Origin of the sequence: Brachybacterium sp. GCM10030268 (genome assembly GCF_042666305.1) — a bacterium.
Classification (GTDB): Bacteria; Actinomycetota; Actinomycetes; order Actinomycetales; family Dermabacteraceae; genus Brachybacterium.
In genome coordinates this window covers 241,469-256,851 of the sequence record NZ_JBHTCW010000003.1, presented here as the reverse complement: position 1 = coordinate 256,851, position 15,383 = coordinate 241,469, and the positions used below count along the sequence as shown (strand labels likewise).

Genomic DNA, 15,383 nt, shown 5'->3' with positions numbered 1-15,383 from the left:
GGGACTCCAGTCGGATCGGGGTGGCGAGGAGGCGCGGGGGTCGGTCAGTCGAAGTAGGAGGGGACATCGATGGCGCCGCCGGCTTCCTCGAACTCGGTGGCGACGGCCCGGGCCAGCTGCGGGTCGTGGAGGGCGTCGAGCACGGTGGCGGCCAGGCCGTAGGCCCCGTCGGCCGCGGCGGAGCGGGCCTGGTCAGAGACCGCCCAGGTCGCGAACTCGCGCGTGTGCAGCGCGACCTGGGAGGGAGCCACCTTGATGACGGGGTGGATGCCGGGGATGCGGTAGCTGACATTGCCGAAATCGGTGGAGGCGGCCAGGATCGGCGAGACCACGCCGAAGGGAAGCGGGTCGCGGCCGCGGCGGCGCTGCGCCTGCACCCAGCGACCCGTGAGGGCCTCGTTGGTGCGCACCGGCAGCGACGGCGGATGCTGATCCCAGCCGACGGTGACGCCGACGCCCGCCATCAGCGCCGCGCCGCGAGCGGCATCCTCGACGCGCCGCGAGAGATCCTTGAGCGTCTCGGGCCGCTGGGAGCGCACGTACATGTCGAGCTTGGCGTAGTCGGGGATGACGCTCGCGCGGTCCCCGCCCTCGCGGATCACGGCGTGGATGCGGTCCGACGGCGGGGTCTGCTGTCGCAGCAGCCCGATGCCCTGGTACAGCAGGTTCGCGGCGTCCAGCGCGTTGCGCCCCATGAACGGCTGGGCCGAGGCGTGGGCGGTGTGCCCGTGGTACTCGACGGTCAGGGTCCGGCGGCCCAGCCAGATCTGGTCGGCCAGGTCGTACCCGTACGGGTGGGCCATCACCGCGGCGTCCAGCCCCTCGAAGGCACCCTCGCGCGCCATGAACTCCTTGCCGGTGTGGCCCTCCTCGGCTGGCGTACCGAGGAACACCACCCTGCCGGGCACGGCCGACGGATCCGCGGCAGCGAGCTCGGCCAGGGCGAGGAAGGCGCCCAGGCCCATCACGGCGATGACGTTGTGGCCGCAGCCGTGGCCGACGCCGGGCAGCGCGTCGTACTCGGAGAGGATCGCCAGCGTGGGGGCATCCTCGGCGTCGCCGCCCTGCCCCACGATCTCTGCGCGGATCGCAGTGTCCAGCCCGTGCACGCCCACCTGCGCTTCGACACCGTGGGCTGCCAGCACGTCGGCGATGGCCCGGGCCGAACGATGCTCCTCGAAGGCGACCTCGGGATGCTCGCCGAGATCCAGCATCAGAGCGGCCATCTCCCCGGCATCACGCTGGACGAGCTCCTCGAGCCGGTCGTGCAGGGCGGGCGCGGCGCCCTCGAAGGCGGAGCCGGGGTGGGACGCGGTGCGCATAGCAAGCTCCCGCTCCTCGTCCAGCTGCTGGAGATAGGCGGTGGAGACCTCGGAATGCTGAGCGCCGGGGCGCGCGGACGGCTGAGGAGACATGGATCGAGGATAAGCATCCGCACCCGCGACCACGTAGCGTGATCACCGCTTCCCCCGGAGGTCACGGCTGCATGTCCATCCCCCGCGTGCGGTGTCGCAGGCTCCGTCGGCCGCGTATCATCCCAGCACGATGCGCGGCCGCCACCCCTGCTGGCCGCGCCCTGTCAGCCAGCGCTCGGCCGCCGCGATCCGGCGGGCCGTCGATGGCTCGGTGACCCCCTGGGCACATCCTTGTCCTTCCCCACCCTTCTTCCGCCGCTCCTCGGCGCACACTTCGGAGGCGAACTGTGAGTGCATCGACCCCCTCCCCCGGCACGACGGGCCGGAGAGCAGACCGCGGCGCCTTCGCCGGGCGCGTCGCCTTCATCTTCGCCGCGATCGGCTCGGCCGTCGGGCTCGGCAACATCTGGCGATTCCCGGCCGTGGCCTATGAGAACGGCGGCGGCGCCTTCATCCTTCCGTACCTGGTCGCGCTGCTGACGGCGGGCATCCCGCTGCTGTTCCTCGACTACGCGATCGGGCACCGCTGGCGCGGCTCCGCCCCGGCAGCGTGGCGTCGCTTCACCCGCTGGACCGAGTTCATCGGCTGGTGGCAGGTGCTGATCGCGACGATCATCGCGGTCTACTACGCCCTGATCATCGCCTGGGCCACGAACTACACGGTCTTCTCGGTCGACCAGCGCTGGGGCGACGACCCGGCCGGCTTCTTCGGCGAGTACACCCAGGCCCTCGGCGGTCCCGACGTGGTCATCAGCTTCGACATCGTCCCGGCCGTCATGATCTCCATGGTCCTGGTCTGGCTGGCGGTGATCGCGGTGATGTGCCTCGGCGTCCACGGCGGCATCGGCCGCAGCGCGATCGTGTTCATCCCGCTGCTCATCGCCATGTTCCTGATCCTCGTGGTGCGCGCCCTGTTCCTGCCGGGCGCCGTCGACGGCCTGGACGCCTTCTTCCGTCCCAACTGGGCGGCGCTGCTGGATCCCGGCGTGTGGGTCGCCGCCTACGGGCAGATCTTCTTCTCGCTCTCGGTGGCCTTCGGCATCATGCTCACCTACGCCTCCTACCTCAAGAAGAAGACCGACCTCACCGGTTCCGGCCTGGTCGTGGGCCTGGCGAACTCGAGCTTCGAGATCCTCTGCGGCATCGGCGTGTTCTCCGCACTGGGCTTCATGGCTCAGGCCCAGGGCGTGCCGATCGGCGAAGTGGTCACCGACGGCGTGGGGCTGGCCTTCATCGCCTTCCCCGCGATCATCACCGAGGCTCCCGCCGGCGCCCTGATCGGCGTGCTGTTCTTCGGGTCCCTGGTGCTGGCCGGGTTCACCTCGCTGATCTCGATCGTCGAGGTCGTCATCGCCGCGATCCAGGACAAGTTCGGCCTGGCCCGCATCCCCGCCACCCTCGGGGTGTGCCTGCCGCTGGCGATCGTCTCGGTGGCGCTGTTCTCGACCACGATGGGTCTGCCGCTGCTGGACGTGCTGGACAAGTGGGTCAACGAGTACGGCATCGTCGCAGCCGCCCTGGTCTCCACGATCGTGGTGACCTACATCGTGCGCGGCCTGCCCACGCTGCGCGACCACCTCAACCACCAGGGCACCTTCCCCGTCGGCCGCATCTGGATGATCGCGCTGGCCGTCATCGCCCCCATCGTGCTGGGCATCTCCCTGATCTCCAGCACCCTCACCCTGCTGACCGCCGAGGGCACCTACGAGGACTACCCGGGCTGGTTCGTGCTCGTGTTCGGCTGGCTGATGGCGATCGCGCTGGTCGTCATCGCGATCGGGCTCTCCCTGCTGCCGTGGCCGGCCGGATCGAACCTCCACAAGGCCGACTCCGAGGGTGACGAGATCGCCCCCGAGGCGCTCGCCGGCCAGGGCCTCGGCGGAGACGTCGCGACCCCGCACGAGCTGCGGTCCACGCCGGCGCGGTGAGGATCGGGCCTCGCGGCGGGGACACCCTCGCCGCGGGCCCGCCTCCCGGCCGGCGACGCCCCCGCCCCGCGACAGCTCGACCAGCAGCAGAGTCATCCCAGCATCCCGACCGATCGGAGAATCCCGTGTCCGTCTCAGCCATCATCATGATGATCGTCGCGATCGTGACCGTGTGGGGCGGCCTCGCCGCCGCCATCGCCAACCTCGCGCGCCACCCCGAGCAGAAGGACTGACCGCGCGAGCGTCACCCCGTGCACCCCCTCCGGCGTCCCTGCGTTGAGCACCGGGTCCGGCGTCCCTGGGTTGAGCACCCCCTCCAGCGGGCCGGAATGAGCTTCCGATAACGGCCTCTCGGAGAGGGTGCCCGGCCGGCAGCGTCCGCGCCCCGGCCTCAGTCGCGCACGGCGGCGCTCGCCTCGATCTCGACCAGCTGACCGGGGTAGCCCAGCACCGTCGCGCCCATCAGGGTGCTCGGTGCGGGATGCTCGCGGAAGGCGTCGCGGACCACGTCCCAGGCGGTCACCAGATCGGCCTGCTCGCTCGAGGCCACCAGCACCCGCGTCCCGACCACGTTCTCCAGGCTGGCGCCGGCCTCGGCGAGGGCGACGATCATATTCTCCACGCACTTCGCGGCCTGAGCGGCATGGTCGCCCGGGGCGACGACGTCCCCGGCCCTGTCCAGCGGGCAGGCCCCGGCGAGCACCACCAGCCTCGCGGGTGGTTCCACCGTCGCCGAGCAGGAGTACTGGACGGTGTCGGTGAGGATCGCCGAGCTGTTCAGGGTGACGGCGTGGGACATGGGGACAGCCTTTCGAGACGCGCTGAGCGGTCGACGGGGAGTCTGTCACCGATGGATCGGGAACTGCGCCCCGGTCCAGTACGCGAGGACCACAGCGACCGCCGAGCCGGCCAGCACCACGATGTCCCACGAGGTGACCCTGAGGTACGCCAGGCGCAGCGTCCGCCCGGCGCGGTGATGTGCACCGTAGGTGAAGCCCCGGGTCTCCAGGGCCTCGACCGTCGTGCGCACGTTCTTCGCGGTGTTGAGCATGATCGGGTAGAAGGCCGTCACCGCGAGCGTGCTCCACCGCAGGATCACCCGCCACCCCAGCACCCCTCTGCGCTCGACGGGGGCGTGACGCAGCAGCTGACCGTCGAAGACGGTCACGTACTCGTCCACCAGGATCGGCAGCATCCGGTACCCGTAGCTGACTCCGAAGGCCAGCAGCTCCGGCGCGCGCAGTGCCAGCAGCGCGTCGGAGAGCTGCTCCGGCTCCAGTGACACGAAGGCCGCCATCGAGGCCATCGAGACCGCGCCCAGTTTGAGGTTGAGCTCTCCCAGGGCGACGAGTGTCCCGAGATCACCGCCGAACACGAATGCGGCGGCGAACAGGCCGACGGCGTTGCCGATCAGTCCGACCAGGAACAGCCCCAGGACCAGGGGGCCCACCCGAGCGAGCACGACGGCGACCGCGACCATCACGAACAGGATCATCAGCACGGTGAGGTTGTGCGTGAACCACGGCGCCAACGCGGCCAGCAGGTACCAGGCCAGCACCATGCGCGGATCCATTCGGGCGAACATTCCCCCGCGTGTCGAGTACGCGGTGCGCAGCAGCTCCAGGCGCACCCATTCCACGCTCAGGACGTCTCGGGTCTTGCGGGCCATCAGCGCTCATCGAGGGTGGTGCCCGCGGCACCGGCCGGGGCGGGGACCGCGCCGGCCGCCGGCTGCGGGACGAGGGACGATGCCGTACCGGTTCCGAGCCGGGAACGCAGCGCGGCCGCGGTCAGCGGCAACGGCTCCAGGCCCAGTTCCCGGGCGATGCGGACGGCCTGCGGCGGCACCAAGCGGGCCCGGGCGGTGATCTCCAGCGCGGAGAACAGCTCGCGCGGGGTGAGGTCGGCCAGGACCCGGCCCTGGTCCAGCACGAGCACTCGACTGGCCCAGCTCGCGACGAGTTCCATGTCGTGCGTGGCCACCACGGCGCAGCGGACCGACTCCGACAGAGAGGCGAGCATGCCGGTGACGTCGTCCCGGGATCGGATATCCAGGCTCGAGGTCGGTTCGTCCAGCAGCAGCAGCTGCGGGCGCATCGCGAGGCCGATGCCGATCGTGGCCCGGCGCTGCTGGCCGCCGGAGAGGGTTCGCCCGTCGCGGCCTGCGAACGGGGCCAGCCCGACACGGTCGATGACCTCCTCGACCATGGCGTGCGCGCCGGGAACCTGGCGCCCCTCGGGGAACAGCGCGATATCGGCCCGCACGCTGTCCTTGAGGAACATTCGCTGCGGCTGCTGGTACAGGTAGGAGACGTGGTCGGCGAGCTGTGCGGCCGAGCGGCTGCGGGTATCGACGCCGTCGACGGTGACCGTGCCCTGGCGCGGGACGATCAGACCGGTCAGCAGTTTCATCAGGGTGGTCTTGCCGGCGCCGTTGGTGCCGACCAGCGCGATCCGTTCCCCGGCGGACAGGGTCAGGTCGATGCCCTGCAGCACCGGGGTCAGCGCGCCGCTGACGCTGCGGTAGCCGTGCTCCACGGCCCGCAGCGAGGCGACGACCTCCGCGGGCGCTCCCGCGGAGCCGGCCATGTGCTCTGGGCCGGGCGCCTGCTCGAGCTCTGCTCCGGTCCGATCCGGACGCACGTGCGGTCGCAGGACGCGGGCGGCCGAGGGGACATCCAGCGCCACGGGCCGGGCACCGACCGCCGCGGAGACAGCGACGGCATCCGGCGCGGGGATGCCGTGGGCCTCGAGGTCACCGTGGCGGTCCATCGCCTCCTGGACCGGCAGATGCCACACCGGGGCACCGTCGGCCATCAGCACCACGGAGCGGGCGAACTCGGCGATGAACTCCGCGTGGTGCTCGATGGTCACCACCGTGATCCCGTGCTGCTCGTTGAGCTCACGCAGACGCAGATAGATCTCCCGGGCCCGCGCCGGGTCGAGCTCGGCGACGGGCTCATCGACCACCACCACTTCGGGGCGCATCGCCAGCACCGCAGCGAGCGCGACCAGATGGGACTGCCCGCCGGAGAGCTGCCAGACGAAGCGATCGCGAAGGTGGGAGATGCCGAGCTGCTCGAGGACCTCCTCGGTGCGCTCACGGTGATCGGCGCGTCCGAAGTTCAGAGGGCCGAAGGAGACCTCGTCGCGCACCGTCGGCCGCACCAGCTGGTTCTGGAAGTCCTGGTAGACGTAGCCGACCCGGCTGGACAGCTCGGCGACGGATGATTTCCAGGTGTCCTGGCCGTCCACGTGCACCGAGCCGGCGAAGTCCCCGTTCCAGTAGTGCGGGACCAGGCCGTTGAAGGTCTTGCACAGAGTGGTCTTGGCGGATCCGTTGCCCCCGACCACCGCGACGAAGTCGCCACGGGCGATGGTGAGATCGACGTTGCGCAGGGTGTCGCGATCGGTGCCGGGATAGCGAAAGGACAGGTCCTTCACGCGGATCACCGCATCGTCACGGTCGGTCGGGGTGGCGGTCTGCACAGGGGGCTCCTGGTCTCGGATCCGGATCAGTTCTCGGTGCCGGTGGGCCCGGGAGCGCCGGTGGGCGCGGGTGTGCCCGAGCGGCGGAACAGCAGCACGGAGACCGCCATCACGACCACGATCGCGGCCACCGAGACCCAGAGGAACCCGTTCCCGAAGCGGTCCAGGAAGTCCGGTTCCCAGGCACCGGCGCTGAGGTCGAACGCCTCGAGGAACGCGAAGCCGAAGGAGGCGATGCTCAGCAGCACCACCGCGCCGACGAACAGCGGGCCGCGCGGGGCGTCCCCGGGGATGGGCTCGCCGGGCACACGGGGCCGCAGTCCCATGAGCGGTTCGATCTTCCCGTACAGGGCGGGCACCAGCCACATGGCGGGGATCGCCCCGAACAGGATGCCGCTGATCACCACGTCGGTGACCAGACCGACGGTCTCGACGGCGATGATCGACTGCGGCAGCCCGGTGACGTACTCGGCGTCCTCGACCCCGATCCAGACCTTGGCCATGTCCACGACGGCGGAGAGCACCTTGTCGATGAGGATGATGCAGACGGCGCTGACGCCGACCTGTGCGCGGCTGCGCGGATTGCGGACGAGCGAGCCGCCGATGTAGATCGCGAGGAACATCTGCACGTATCCCTCGACCTCGGCGAGGCCGGAGAAGTCGCCCATGAGCAGGTCGGTGAACACGATCTCGCCGAGCGGGGCACCGAGCGCGGCCCAGAACGGGGACAGCAGCCCGGCCATCGCGACAGGGATGAACATCATGTTCGAGATCGACAGGTCGATGGGTCCGATCGTGATGTCGGGGATGATCTCGAGCAGGATGTTCGACAGCCCGAACAGGGACATCGACAGGACGAAGATCATGAGCTTCTGCGAAGTGCTCAGGTGGGCCGAGCGGATGCCGTCGACGGCGCCGCGCAGGGTTCCGCGGCGCTGATCCTGGTCGGGTTCCGGCAGCGGTGAGGGCGTCTGGGTGGTCATGAGAACTCCTGTCGATGCGTGCGGGGCGAACGGACGGGGCGGACGGGTCGGGTCGGGTCGGTGGAGCAGGCGCGGGCCGGGGTCAGGGACGGCCCGGGGCGAGTGCGGCGAGCACCTCGATCACCTGGTCCGGCGAGTCGAGGACGTGATCGGCGAGCCCCTCGGCGAGGGCGGCTTCCAGCGTCGCGTCGGAGTCCTTGCCGCCGCGGAGCAGGCAGACGGTGCCGATCCCGGCGTCTCGGCCGCCGCGCCCGTCGTTGAGTGCTTTGTCGCCGACATAGACCACGTCGGCGCGGTCGCTCGGGAGGGCTTCGAGGGCGGCTTCGAAGATCGCCCGGCCGGGCTTGCGCACGCCGATCTCGTCGGAGTAGGCGGCCGGACCGATGTGGGCGGAGATCCCGTAGTCCTCGAGGATCTCGCGGACGCCGCGGCCCGAGATGGTGTTCGAGACGATGCCGACGACGATTCCTCGCTGACGGCACCACTCGATCAGCGTGAGCGCGCCGGGACGCGGTGCCGGATGCGACTTGGCGCGGTGCAGCGCGAGGGACAGCTCGGCGGCCTCCAGGCGCAGGAGGGGGCGCAGCTGTTCGGGGAGGTCCTGCCCGATGAGGTCTGCCCAGAGCTCGGCCGGGTCGATCTCCTCGTGACGGTGTGCTGGATCCGGGGAGCTGTCCCGGCGACGCTTGTGGGCACGGTGGCGCTCCCAACCGGTCTCAAGGGCATCGAGGACGGTCGGCAGCTCGAGGTGGCACCCGGCTCCCCGGGCCAGCTCGACGATGCGTGAGCCGACGCCGGAGAAGCGCTCCGGATTCGGCGTGGAGGAGGTGATGACCCCGCCGTGGTCGAGCAGCAGCGCCGGACGGCGGCGTGGTGCGGGCGGCGGCGGTCCGGCCGGCGCCGGTGCGCCGTCGATCGGGGTGGAGGCGCGGCCCGTGCCCAGTGCGGTGCGCAGCGGGGCGATCAGTCCGCTCGGCTCCTCGACCACGAGGTCGGGGACGTCGAGGACGGGGAAGGGCGGGGTGTCGGTCCTGCGATCCCGCGTGATCATCACGGCGCCGACGCCGGCGCGGCGCCCCGCGGCGACATCGCGATCCAAGGTGTCGCCGACGTACCAGGCCGATCCGGGGTCGATACCGAGGGCCTCCGCGGCTCGCCGGATCATCCCGGGGTGCGGTTTGCGGATACCGACCTCGTCGGAATAGACCTGCACGCCGAAGGCGTCGGACAGGCCGAGCTGATCGAGGATGCGGCGGTGGGCCCGCCCGGAGTGGGCGTTCGAGACGATGCCCAGGCGCACCCCGCCACATCGCGCGGTCTCCAGCAGCGCGGGAATGCCCTCGCGCACGCGGTGATCGGCGACCAGGCCGGCCATCCGCTCCAGCAGCTCGCCGGCCTCGAGCCGCACCGCAGCCCGGATCGGTGCGGGAAGGTCGGCCAGCAGGAAGTCCCCGACGATCTCGGAGCTGGTCAGCTCCCGCGGTTCCAGCCGACGGGAGGCGGCGTCCTTCCACAGCGACAGCGCCCGTCGGCCCGCGCGAAGCGACTGCTCGACGCCTTCGGGATCGAGGTCGCAGCCCAGCGAGCGCGTGCGCTCCACGATCCAGCCGGCCAGCTCGCGAGCCCAGTGCGCCCGATGCGTCGTGGTCACGACCACTCCGCCGAAATCCAGCAGCAGCGCGCTCGGAGCGGCGAGTGCCCGGGCCCCCTCCGCGGGGGCATCGAGTGCTTCGGGGGCAGTGGTCACGGGTCTCCTCGGGAAGCTGGTCCGGTCTCGCAACGGCTGGGCGTCGCACCGGCTCGGGGTCTGGATGGCTCGGGCCCTCAGGGCCTCGGGGTCTCGGGGTCTCAGGGCCTCGGGGTCTCGGGGTCCCGGGGCCTCGGGGGCTCGGGGTCTCGGGGTCACAGAACCTTGGCGTCCCGGTCTTCTGGTGGGGCCTCTCCGACGCTACGGAGCGCTGACGCCGGGGTCATGAACACCAGGTGACGGGACTGCCACAGCTCGGGGACAAGCCCTGAAAGATTTCAGCTCTCCAGGTCGTGACCGGAATCTCGGCTGATAGACCGAGCAGGTGACGTCCTCAGCGCGCCCCACCCTCGCCACCGTCGCCCGCGCCGCCGGGGTGTCCTCCGCCTCCGCGTCGATGGCCCTGAACGATCGGCCCGGCGTCAGCGCGGAGACCCGGCGGCGGGTGCTCGCAGCGGCCCGCAGCCTGCGCTACGGCCGTCGTGGCCGCGGCACGGGCCTGATCGGAGTGCTCCCGACGGATCTCGGGAACCCGTACCACACCGACGTCATCGCCGGGATCGAGGAGCGCACCGACCACGAGGGCCTGGAGGTGGTGATCGCCCACGGTCGACGGGACACCGCTCATCTCGCACGGGGGCTGCGGCGCCTGCTGGACCTCGGGGTCGACGGCGTCATCGTGGTCTCGTCGTGGCTGGACCCTGCCGCCCTGGAGCAGGCGGCGCAGGTGGTTCCGGTCGTGGTGATCGGCCGCATGCAGGACCAGGTGCCCGGGGTCGACCACGTCCTGAATCACGACGAGGCCGGCGCTGCCCTTGCCGTGCACCATCTGGTGCAGTCGGGGCACCGGCGCATCGCGCACGTGACCCTGTCGGCCCGCCCCGGCCCCGCCCTGCGCCGGACCGGCTTCCTGACCGCCATGGAGCGCCATGGCCTGCGCGAGGGCGCCTCGGTGATCGGGCCGGTCCACCCGGATGGCGGCATCGACCTGCTGCTGCGGGCGATTCGCCGCGGCGCGGAGGGGGCAGCTACGGCCGTCTTCGCCGCCAATGACATCGCCGCAGTGCGCGTCCTGCATCGCGCCGCCGATCTGCGGGTCCCGGTGCCGGAGCGCCTGAGCGTGGCAGGCTACGACAGCTCGGCGGTCGCGCTGACCGTCAGACCGCATCTGACCAGCGTGAACCAGCCGCGGGCGGAGATGGGGCGGCTCGCGGCACAGATGATCCGCGAACGGCTCGCAAGGCGGACGACGGCGTCGTTCAGCCGTGTCGAGCCGACCCTGCGGGTGCGGGACTCCACCGGGCCCGCGCCCCGGTGAGGTCCGGGAGCGGGCGCCGATGTGACCTGTGCCCGCACGGTTCGCGCCCACCTGGGCTCTCGGGTACGCTGTCCACTGCTCTTCGTGAGCGCTGGAGGATTCGCCTAGCGGCCTATGGCGCACGCCTGGAACGCGTGTTGGGTTAACGCCCTCGGGGGTTCGAATCCCCCATCCTCCGCCGATAGAAAATGGCTCCTGGCCCAGGTCAGGAGCCATTTCCTTGTCCCGCTCGATGCCAGCGAGCCCGACCCGGCGGCCAGATCCGCGACCTTGTTGGTATGCGCGGGTCATTCCTACTCGGTCACGGATCCCGCTGCTGAGAGGGAGACGCTGCGGGAGACGCTGAGAGGGAGACGCAGAGATCCGCCGGGGACGCAGGGGGCTCTGCAAGCCCCCTAGAAGAGTGCGGGCTGCGGCGCGAGGTCGAGCGCCGACGGTGCCGCGGTCGCCCGCTGCGCCGCACCCGCGGCACGCCGCCGCTGCTCCGGCTGGTCCTCGTCCTCACGGGAGTTCAGACCGTGGCGGCGCAGCAGCGGCTCGATCCGTCGGGCGAGGTTCTTGCGGTACGACGCGGGCGCATACGAGGCGTGCTGGTAGAAGCGCCGATAGCCGGTGGCGAGTTCGGGGTGCTCCCGCTCGATCCACTCCAGGAACCACTCCTTGGCGCCCGGCCGCAGGTGCAGCGCGCCGTAGACCACCCGCGCGGCGCCGGCTTCCGCGATGCGCGCGAGCGCTTCGTCGAGCTGTGCATCGGAGTCGGTCAACCACGGCATGATCGGCATGAGGAACACCGAGACGCTGAAGCCGCGATCCGCCGCGGCCCGCACCGTCGCCAGGCGCGCGGCGGCCGAGGGCGTGCCGGGCTCGATGGCCTTCTGCAGCTCGTCGTCGAAGACGGCGATCGACATGGACAGGTCCACCGGGACCCGTTCGGCCGCCTCCGACAGCAGCGGCAGGTCTCGCCGCAGCAGGGTTCCCTTGGTCAGCACGGACAGGGGCGTGCCGCTGTCGGCGAGCGCGGAGATGATCCCGGGCATGAGTCCGTAGCGCCCCTCGGCCCGCTGGTAGGGGTCGGTGTTGGTGCCGAGCGCGACGTGGCTGCGGTTCCAGGTGCGCTTGCGGAGCTCGGCGCGCAGCACGTCGCCGACGTTGACCTTGACGATCACCTGCTGGTCGAAATCCGCTCCCGCATCGAGGTCGAGATAGCGGTGCGTGCTGCGGGCGAAGCAGTACACGCAGGCATGCGAGCAGCCGCGATAGGGATTGACCGTCCACTCGAAGGGCATCGAGCTCGCCGGCGGCACCCGGTTCAGCGCGGACTTCGCCGTCACCTCGTGGAAGGTGACGCCCTGGAACTCGGGAGTGCGGACGCTGCGCACGAGCCCGGAGAGGCCGACGAGAGCCGGAGCGTCCTCCTGACCGCTGGTCGTCTCGCCGCTGATCTCCTGCCCGCTCCACCGCATACCGAAAGTCGAACACCTGTTCGATGCGGTGTCAAGCGGCCGCGCCGCGACCGACTCCGCGTGAATCGTGACCCCGTCGAGATATCCGCACGGGCAGTTCCGGACGCCGCACGTCAGGGCGCCCGAGGATCGACGTCGCAGCCGGCGGAAGCCCGGGACCCGTCGGCCAGGACGCCGGCATCCCGTCCGCGGCGTCATCGCTTCACATATCCTGCGCACGGCGAGGACGTGACGGGGCAGGGGAGAGAGGCATGACGCACTCGGGACCAGGAGACCGACCCCCTCAGGGCGGATCGCACGGCTGGTATCAGCAGCGGACGTCGGGCCCCGCGGCTGGGGGCGGCCGGCGCGGCGGCCCGCCGTGGGCCGTGAGGGTGGTGGCCATGGGGTGCGTCGCCGCCCTCGCGCTCGTGCTCGGCGGCGGCGTCACCTACGTCGCGCTCAACCGCGGCGGAGAGGATCCCACCGCCGCGTCGACCACGTCGAGCCCGTCGGAGCCGGCGGAGGAGACACCGGAGACCCCCAGCGGCTCCGAGACCGAGGAGCCCGAGTTCACGGTGGTCTCACCGATCGACGTCCCGCCGGGTGACGTGGAGGAGCTCACGACCGTCATGGCCACCAGCCCTCTGACCGAGGGTTCCCTGCCCGACGTCGCCGACTGCGAGCTCCCGGCCACTCCGGTCGACCACGACACCGCCGAGCTCCAGGCGGTTCTCGATGCGGCCGCCGGGTGCCTGAACCAGGTCTGGGCCACCACCAGCTCGGACCGGGGCCTGCCGTGGGAGCCCCTGAGGGTCCAGGTCTAAACCTGGCCGGACATCCCCGCCTCCGAGTGCGAGTCGAGCAGTTTCGAGGAGGACTTCCCCCGCGTCTGCAGCCTCGATGCGACGGTCTACTGGCCGGCCGGCCATGGCCTGGGCGCCTCGCGGGATGACGCCGCGGACGTGCCCTCGGCGTACGTCTGGGACCTCTCGTACCTGATCATGATCTTCGTCGCGTGGAACAGCTCGCTCACCGCCTACTTCCTGGCGCTCTCGGAACAGATCTCCCCCGAGGATCCGCTCAGCTCGGAGGTGTGGCGCCGCTTCAACCTGCAGATGAGATGCCTGGCGGCGGCTTCGACCATGCAGCTGCCCTCGGCGGCGCGGCCGTCCGCCGAGCTGCGGGACCACCTGCTCGACGAGACGAACTGGGGCACCGGCGATCCGCCGCAGACCCTCGAACCCGCCTCTCGGGTGCGGTGGCTGACGGCGGGCTTCGAGTCCGACGGGGAGCTCTCGGCGTGCAACACCTGGAATGCTCCGGCCGAGGACGTCGCCCCGGCACCCTAGACGCCCGCCGGTTCCTGCGACCCTCGGCCGGACGACCCGGGCACTTGTGACCGCATCGGAACCTACGGCCGGAGCCTGCAGCGTCCCGCCCCGATATCCTGCGCCTGCAACGACGCTGTGCAGCCAAGGGGGAGAACGGATGTCGAGCGCAGGAACCGGCGGGAACGGGCAGGGACCGTACTACGGGGGGCACCACGGCGGCCCTCAGCAGGGAGGCGGGTTCCCGCCGCCCCAGCCCCACGCCCAGCAGCCACAGACTCCGTCCTTCGGTGCGGCCCCCGCGCAGCCCGGCATGGGTGGCCCCGCCGGCCCGGGCGGCCCCGGCGGCCCCGGCGGACCCGGCGGACCCGGCGGACCATCGCAGTTCGGCCGGTCCCCCTCCCCCAAACGCCCCTGGGGACTGATCGCCGTGGCCTTCGGCTGCATCGCTGTCCTGGTCCTCGTCCTCGGCGGCGGCGTGGCCTTCTACGCCTTCACCCGGGGAGGCGATGAGGAACGCACCGCCTCCCCGGCCACGACCGACAGTGAGCCGACGAGCGACCCGGCCACCGAGGAGGACACGGCGAGCGACTCCGCGACGCCGAGCGAGGAGACCGAGAGCACCGAGAGCGAGGTGCCGGCGGAGAACGCCCAGTTCGAGGTGATCAGTCCGCTCGACACTCCGCCCGAGGACGCCGAGACCCTCCGGCAGATCCTGATCGAGAACCCTCTGACCGAGGGCTCGCTCCCCGACGTCGGCACGTGCGAGCTGCCCGAGACACCGGTCGAGCACGACGTCGAGCAGCTGCAGTCACTGCTCGACGCCGCCTCAGGGTGCCTGAACCAGGTGTGGTCTCCTGCCAGCTCGGACCGCGGGCTCCCCTGGATCAGTCCCACGATCAAGGTCTTCACCTGGCCCGACGTCCCCTCTGACATGTCCTGCGACCCGGAGGACTTCACGGAGGACACCGCCCGGATGTGCAACCTCGACGGCGTGCTGTACTGGCCGATCGGGGCCGGAACCGGCGCCACCCTGAGCGACGCCGAGCACATCCCGCAGGCATACACGTGGGATCTCGCCTTCCAGTTCACCAATCCGCTGATGTGGAACAGCTCCGTGGGCCTCTACTACGCGGCCCTGAACGAGCAGCTCGCCGACGACCCCGATCAGCAGGCCGAGACGACCCGACGGTTCTTCCTCCAGCGGGAGTGCCTGGGGTCGGCCTCGACGATGCAGCTGCCCTCGAGCGCTCAGCTGGACTCCTCACTCCAAGAGGCGCTCGCCGATCCGGCCACCTGGAACGACGGCGGCGACCCCGATGCCATCGACCCCGAGTCGCGTGCGCACTGGATCCAGGTCGGCTTCGAGTCGGGCGGAGACCTGAGCGTGTGCAACACGTGGGACGCTCCCGCCGAGGACGTCAGCTGAGGAGTGACCGGCGCGTCCCCGTGTCACTCGGCCTGAGCGAACGTCAGCACTTTCTCGCTCAATGCCTCGGCCAGGATGCGGATCGCCTTGGGGCCTACGCCGTGGATCGCCAACAGGTCCGCCTCCGTGCGCCTGCTGACCTTCTCCAGTGAGTCGATTCCTGCCGCCTGCAGCTCGCGCGGCGCGGTCTTGCCCAGCGCGTCCGGCAGGTCGCCCACCGGTCGCACATCCGGTGTCGCCATGGCCCTTCCCCTTCTCCTGGACGTGTGACCGAGCGTCATGCGGCGCATGCCGCAGTGCC

At 71.1% G+C, this 15,383-nt stretch carries 14 protein-coding genes and 1 tRNA gene; 7 read left to right on the top strand and 8 right to left on the bottom strand.

What is annotated here, in order from left to right; all coding sequences use genetic code 11:
* Positions 1-44 precede the first annotated feature (44 nt).
* Entirely contained in the window at positions 45-1,415 is a 1,371-nt protein-coding gene (locus ACFQRD_RS06990; RefSeq protein ID WP_377018533.1) for a M20 family metallopeptidase, read from the bottom strand.
* Between the two features lie 287 nt (positions 1,416-1,702).
* Here ACFQRD_RS06990 and ACFQRD_RS06985 point away from each other — a divergent pair, with 287 nt between their 5' ends.
* Complete coding sequence (locus ACFQRD_RS06985; protein WP_377803627.1) at positions 1,703-3,343, top strand: sodium-dependent transporter; 1,641 nt, start codon at positions 1,703-1,705, stop codon at positions 3,341-3,343.
* A gap of 125 nt (positions 3,344-3,468) precedes the next feature.
* Positions 3,469-3,576, top strand: coding sequence for a methionine/alanine import family NSS transporter small subunit (locus tag ACFQRD_RS06980; protein WP_377018531.1), 108 nt, complete (start codon positions 3,469-3,471; stop codon positions 3,574-3,576).
* Between the two features lie 158 nt (positions 3,577-3,734).
* Here ACFQRD_RS06980 and ACFQRD_RS06975 read toward each other — a convergent pair whose 3' ends face one another.
* The 5 genes from ACFQRD_RS06975 to ACFQRD_RS06955 all read right to left on the bottom strand — a co-directional run bounded on the left by ACFQRD_RS06975 (position 3,735) and on the right by ACFQRD_RS06955 (position 9,562).
* Positions 3,735-4,142, bottom strand: a complete 408-nt coding sequence (locus ACFQRD_RS06975) for a Rid family hydrolase (protein WP_377018530.1) — start codon at positions 4,140-4,142, stop codon at positions 3,735-3,737.
* A 45-nt stretch (positions 4,143-4,187) separates the two neighbouring features.
* On the bottom strand, positions 4,188-5,012 hold the full coding sequence (locus tag ACFQRD_RS06970; protein WP_377018529.1) for an energy-coupling factor transporter transmembrane component T family protein: 825 nt from the start codon (positions 5,010-5,012) through the stop codon (positions 4,188-4,190).
* Positions 5,012-6,832 (bottom strand): ABC transporter ATP-binding protein, encoded by a 1,821-nt coding sequence (locus ACFQRD_RS06965; RefSeq protein ID WP_377018527.1) that lies wholly within the window; start codon positions 6,830-6,832, stop codon positions 5,012-5,014. The genes ACFQRD_RS06970 and ACFQRD_RS06965 overlap by 1 nt, the downstream gene beginning before the upstream one ends.
* A gap of 26 nt (positions 6,833-6,858) precedes the next feature.
* Positions 6,859-7,815 (bottom strand): cell division protein FtsQ, encoded by a 957-nt coding sequence (locus tag ACFQRD_RS06960; protein ID WP_377018526.1) that lies wholly within the window; start codon positions 7,813-7,815, stop codon positions 6,859-6,861.
* An 82-nt stretch (positions 7,816-7,897) separates the two neighbouring features.
* Positions 7,898-9,562 (bottom strand): HAD family hydrolase, encoded by a 1,665-nt coding sequence (locus ACFQRD_RS06955; protein ID WP_377018524.1) that lies wholly within the window; start codon positions 9,560-9,562, stop codon positions 7,898-7,900.
* Between the two features lie 325 nt (positions 9,563-9,887).
* Here ACFQRD_RS06955 and ACFQRD_RS06950 point away from each other — a divergent pair, with 325 nt between their 5' ends.
* Complete coding sequence (locus tag ACFQRD_RS06950) at positions 9,888-10,880, top strand: LacI family DNA-binding transcriptional regulator (RefSeq protein WP_377018522.1); 993 nt, start codon at positions 9,888-9,890, stop codon at positions 10,878-10,880.
* Between the two features lie 93 nt (positions 10,881-10,973).
* Positions 10,974-11,058: transfer RNA gene (locus ACFQRD_RS06945), tRNA-Ser, on the top strand.
* 217 nt (positions 11,059-11,275) lie between these two features.
* Here the strand turns inward: ACFQRD_RS06945 and ACFQRD_RS06940 are convergent.
* Positions 11,276-12,343: an Rv2578c family radical SAM protein gene (locus tag ACFQRD_RS06940; protein WP_377018521.1), complete on the bottom strand. Its 1,068-nt coding sequence runs from the start codon at positions 12,341-12,343 to the stop codon at positions 11,276-11,278.
* A 383-nt stretch (positions 12,344-12,726) separates the two neighbouring features.
* Between ACFQRD_RS06940 and ACFQRD_RS06935 the strand changes: the two genes are divergently transcribed.
* The 3 genes from ACFQRD_RS06935 (at position 12,727) to ACFQRD_RS06925 (ending at position 15,082) form a co-directional block, all read left to right on the top strand.
* Complete coding sequence (locus ACFQRD_RS06935) at positions 12,727-13,149, top strand: hypothetical protein (RefSeq protein ID WP_377018520.1); 423 nt, start codon at positions 12,727-12,729, stop codon at positions 13,147-13,149.
* 138 nt (positions 13,150-13,287) lie between these two features.
* Positions 13,288-13,674, top strand: a complete 387-nt coding sequence (locus ACFQRD_RS06930) for a hypothetical protein (RefSeq protein WP_377018519.1) — start codon at positions 13,288-13,290, stop codon at positions 13,672-13,674.
* 139 nt (positions 13,675-13,813) lie between these two features.
* On the top strand, positions 13,814-15,082 hold the full coding sequence (locus tag ACFQRD_RS06925) for a hypothetical protein (RefSeq protein ID WP_377018518.1): 1,269 nt from the start codon (positions 13,814-13,816) through the stop codon (positions 15,080-15,082).
* A 23-nt stretch (positions 15,083-15,105) separates the two neighbouring features.
* Here ACFQRD_RS06925 and ACFQRD_RS06920 read toward each other — a convergent pair whose 3' ends face one another.
* Positions 15,106-15,324: a helix-hairpin-helix domain-containing protein gene (locus tag ACFQRD_RS06920; protein ID WP_377018517.1), complete on the bottom strand. Its 219-nt coding sequence runs from the start codon at positions 15,322-15,324 to the stop codon at positions 15,106-15,108.
* Between the last annotated feature and the right edge of the window lie 59 nt (positions 15,325-15,383).

Excerpts from the sequence above, each read along its gene's own strand:
- ACFQRD_RS06990 (WP_377018533.1), bottom strand. The coding sequence starts at position 1,415 with ATGTCTCCTCAGCCGTCCGCGCGCCCCGGCGCTCAGCATTCCGAGGTC.
- ACFQRD_RS06940 (WP_377018521.1), bottom strand. The coding sequence starts at position 12,343 with ATGCGGTGGAGCGGGCAGGAGATCAGCGGCGAGACGACCAGCGGTCAG.
- ACFQRD_RS06975 (WP_377018530.1), bottom strand. The coding sequence starts at position 4,142 with ATGTCCCACGCCGTCACCCTGAACAGCTCGGCGATCCTCACCGACACC.
- ACFQRD_RS06925 (WP_377018518.1), top strand. The coding sequence starts at position 13,814 with ATGTCGAGCGCAGGAACCGGCGGGAACGGGCAGGGACCGTACTACGGG.
- ACFQRD_RS06935 (WP_377018520.1), top strand. The coding sequence starts at position 12,727 with ATGGGGTGCGTCGCCGCCCTCGCGCTCGTGCTCGGCGGCGGCGTCACC.
- ACFQRD_RS06960 (WP_377018526.1), bottom strand. The coding sequence starts at position 7,815 with ATGACCACCCAGACGCCCTCACCGCTGCCGGAACCCGACCAGGATCAG.
- ACFQRD_RS06920 (WP_377018517.1), bottom strand. The coding sequence starts at position 15,324 with ATGGCGACACCGGATGTGCGACCGGTGGGCGACCTGCCGGACGCGCTG.
- ACFQRD_RS06970 (WP_377018529.1), bottom strand. The coding sequence starts at position 5,012 with ATGGCCCGCAAGACCCGAGACGTCCTGAGCGTGGAATGGGTGCGCCTG.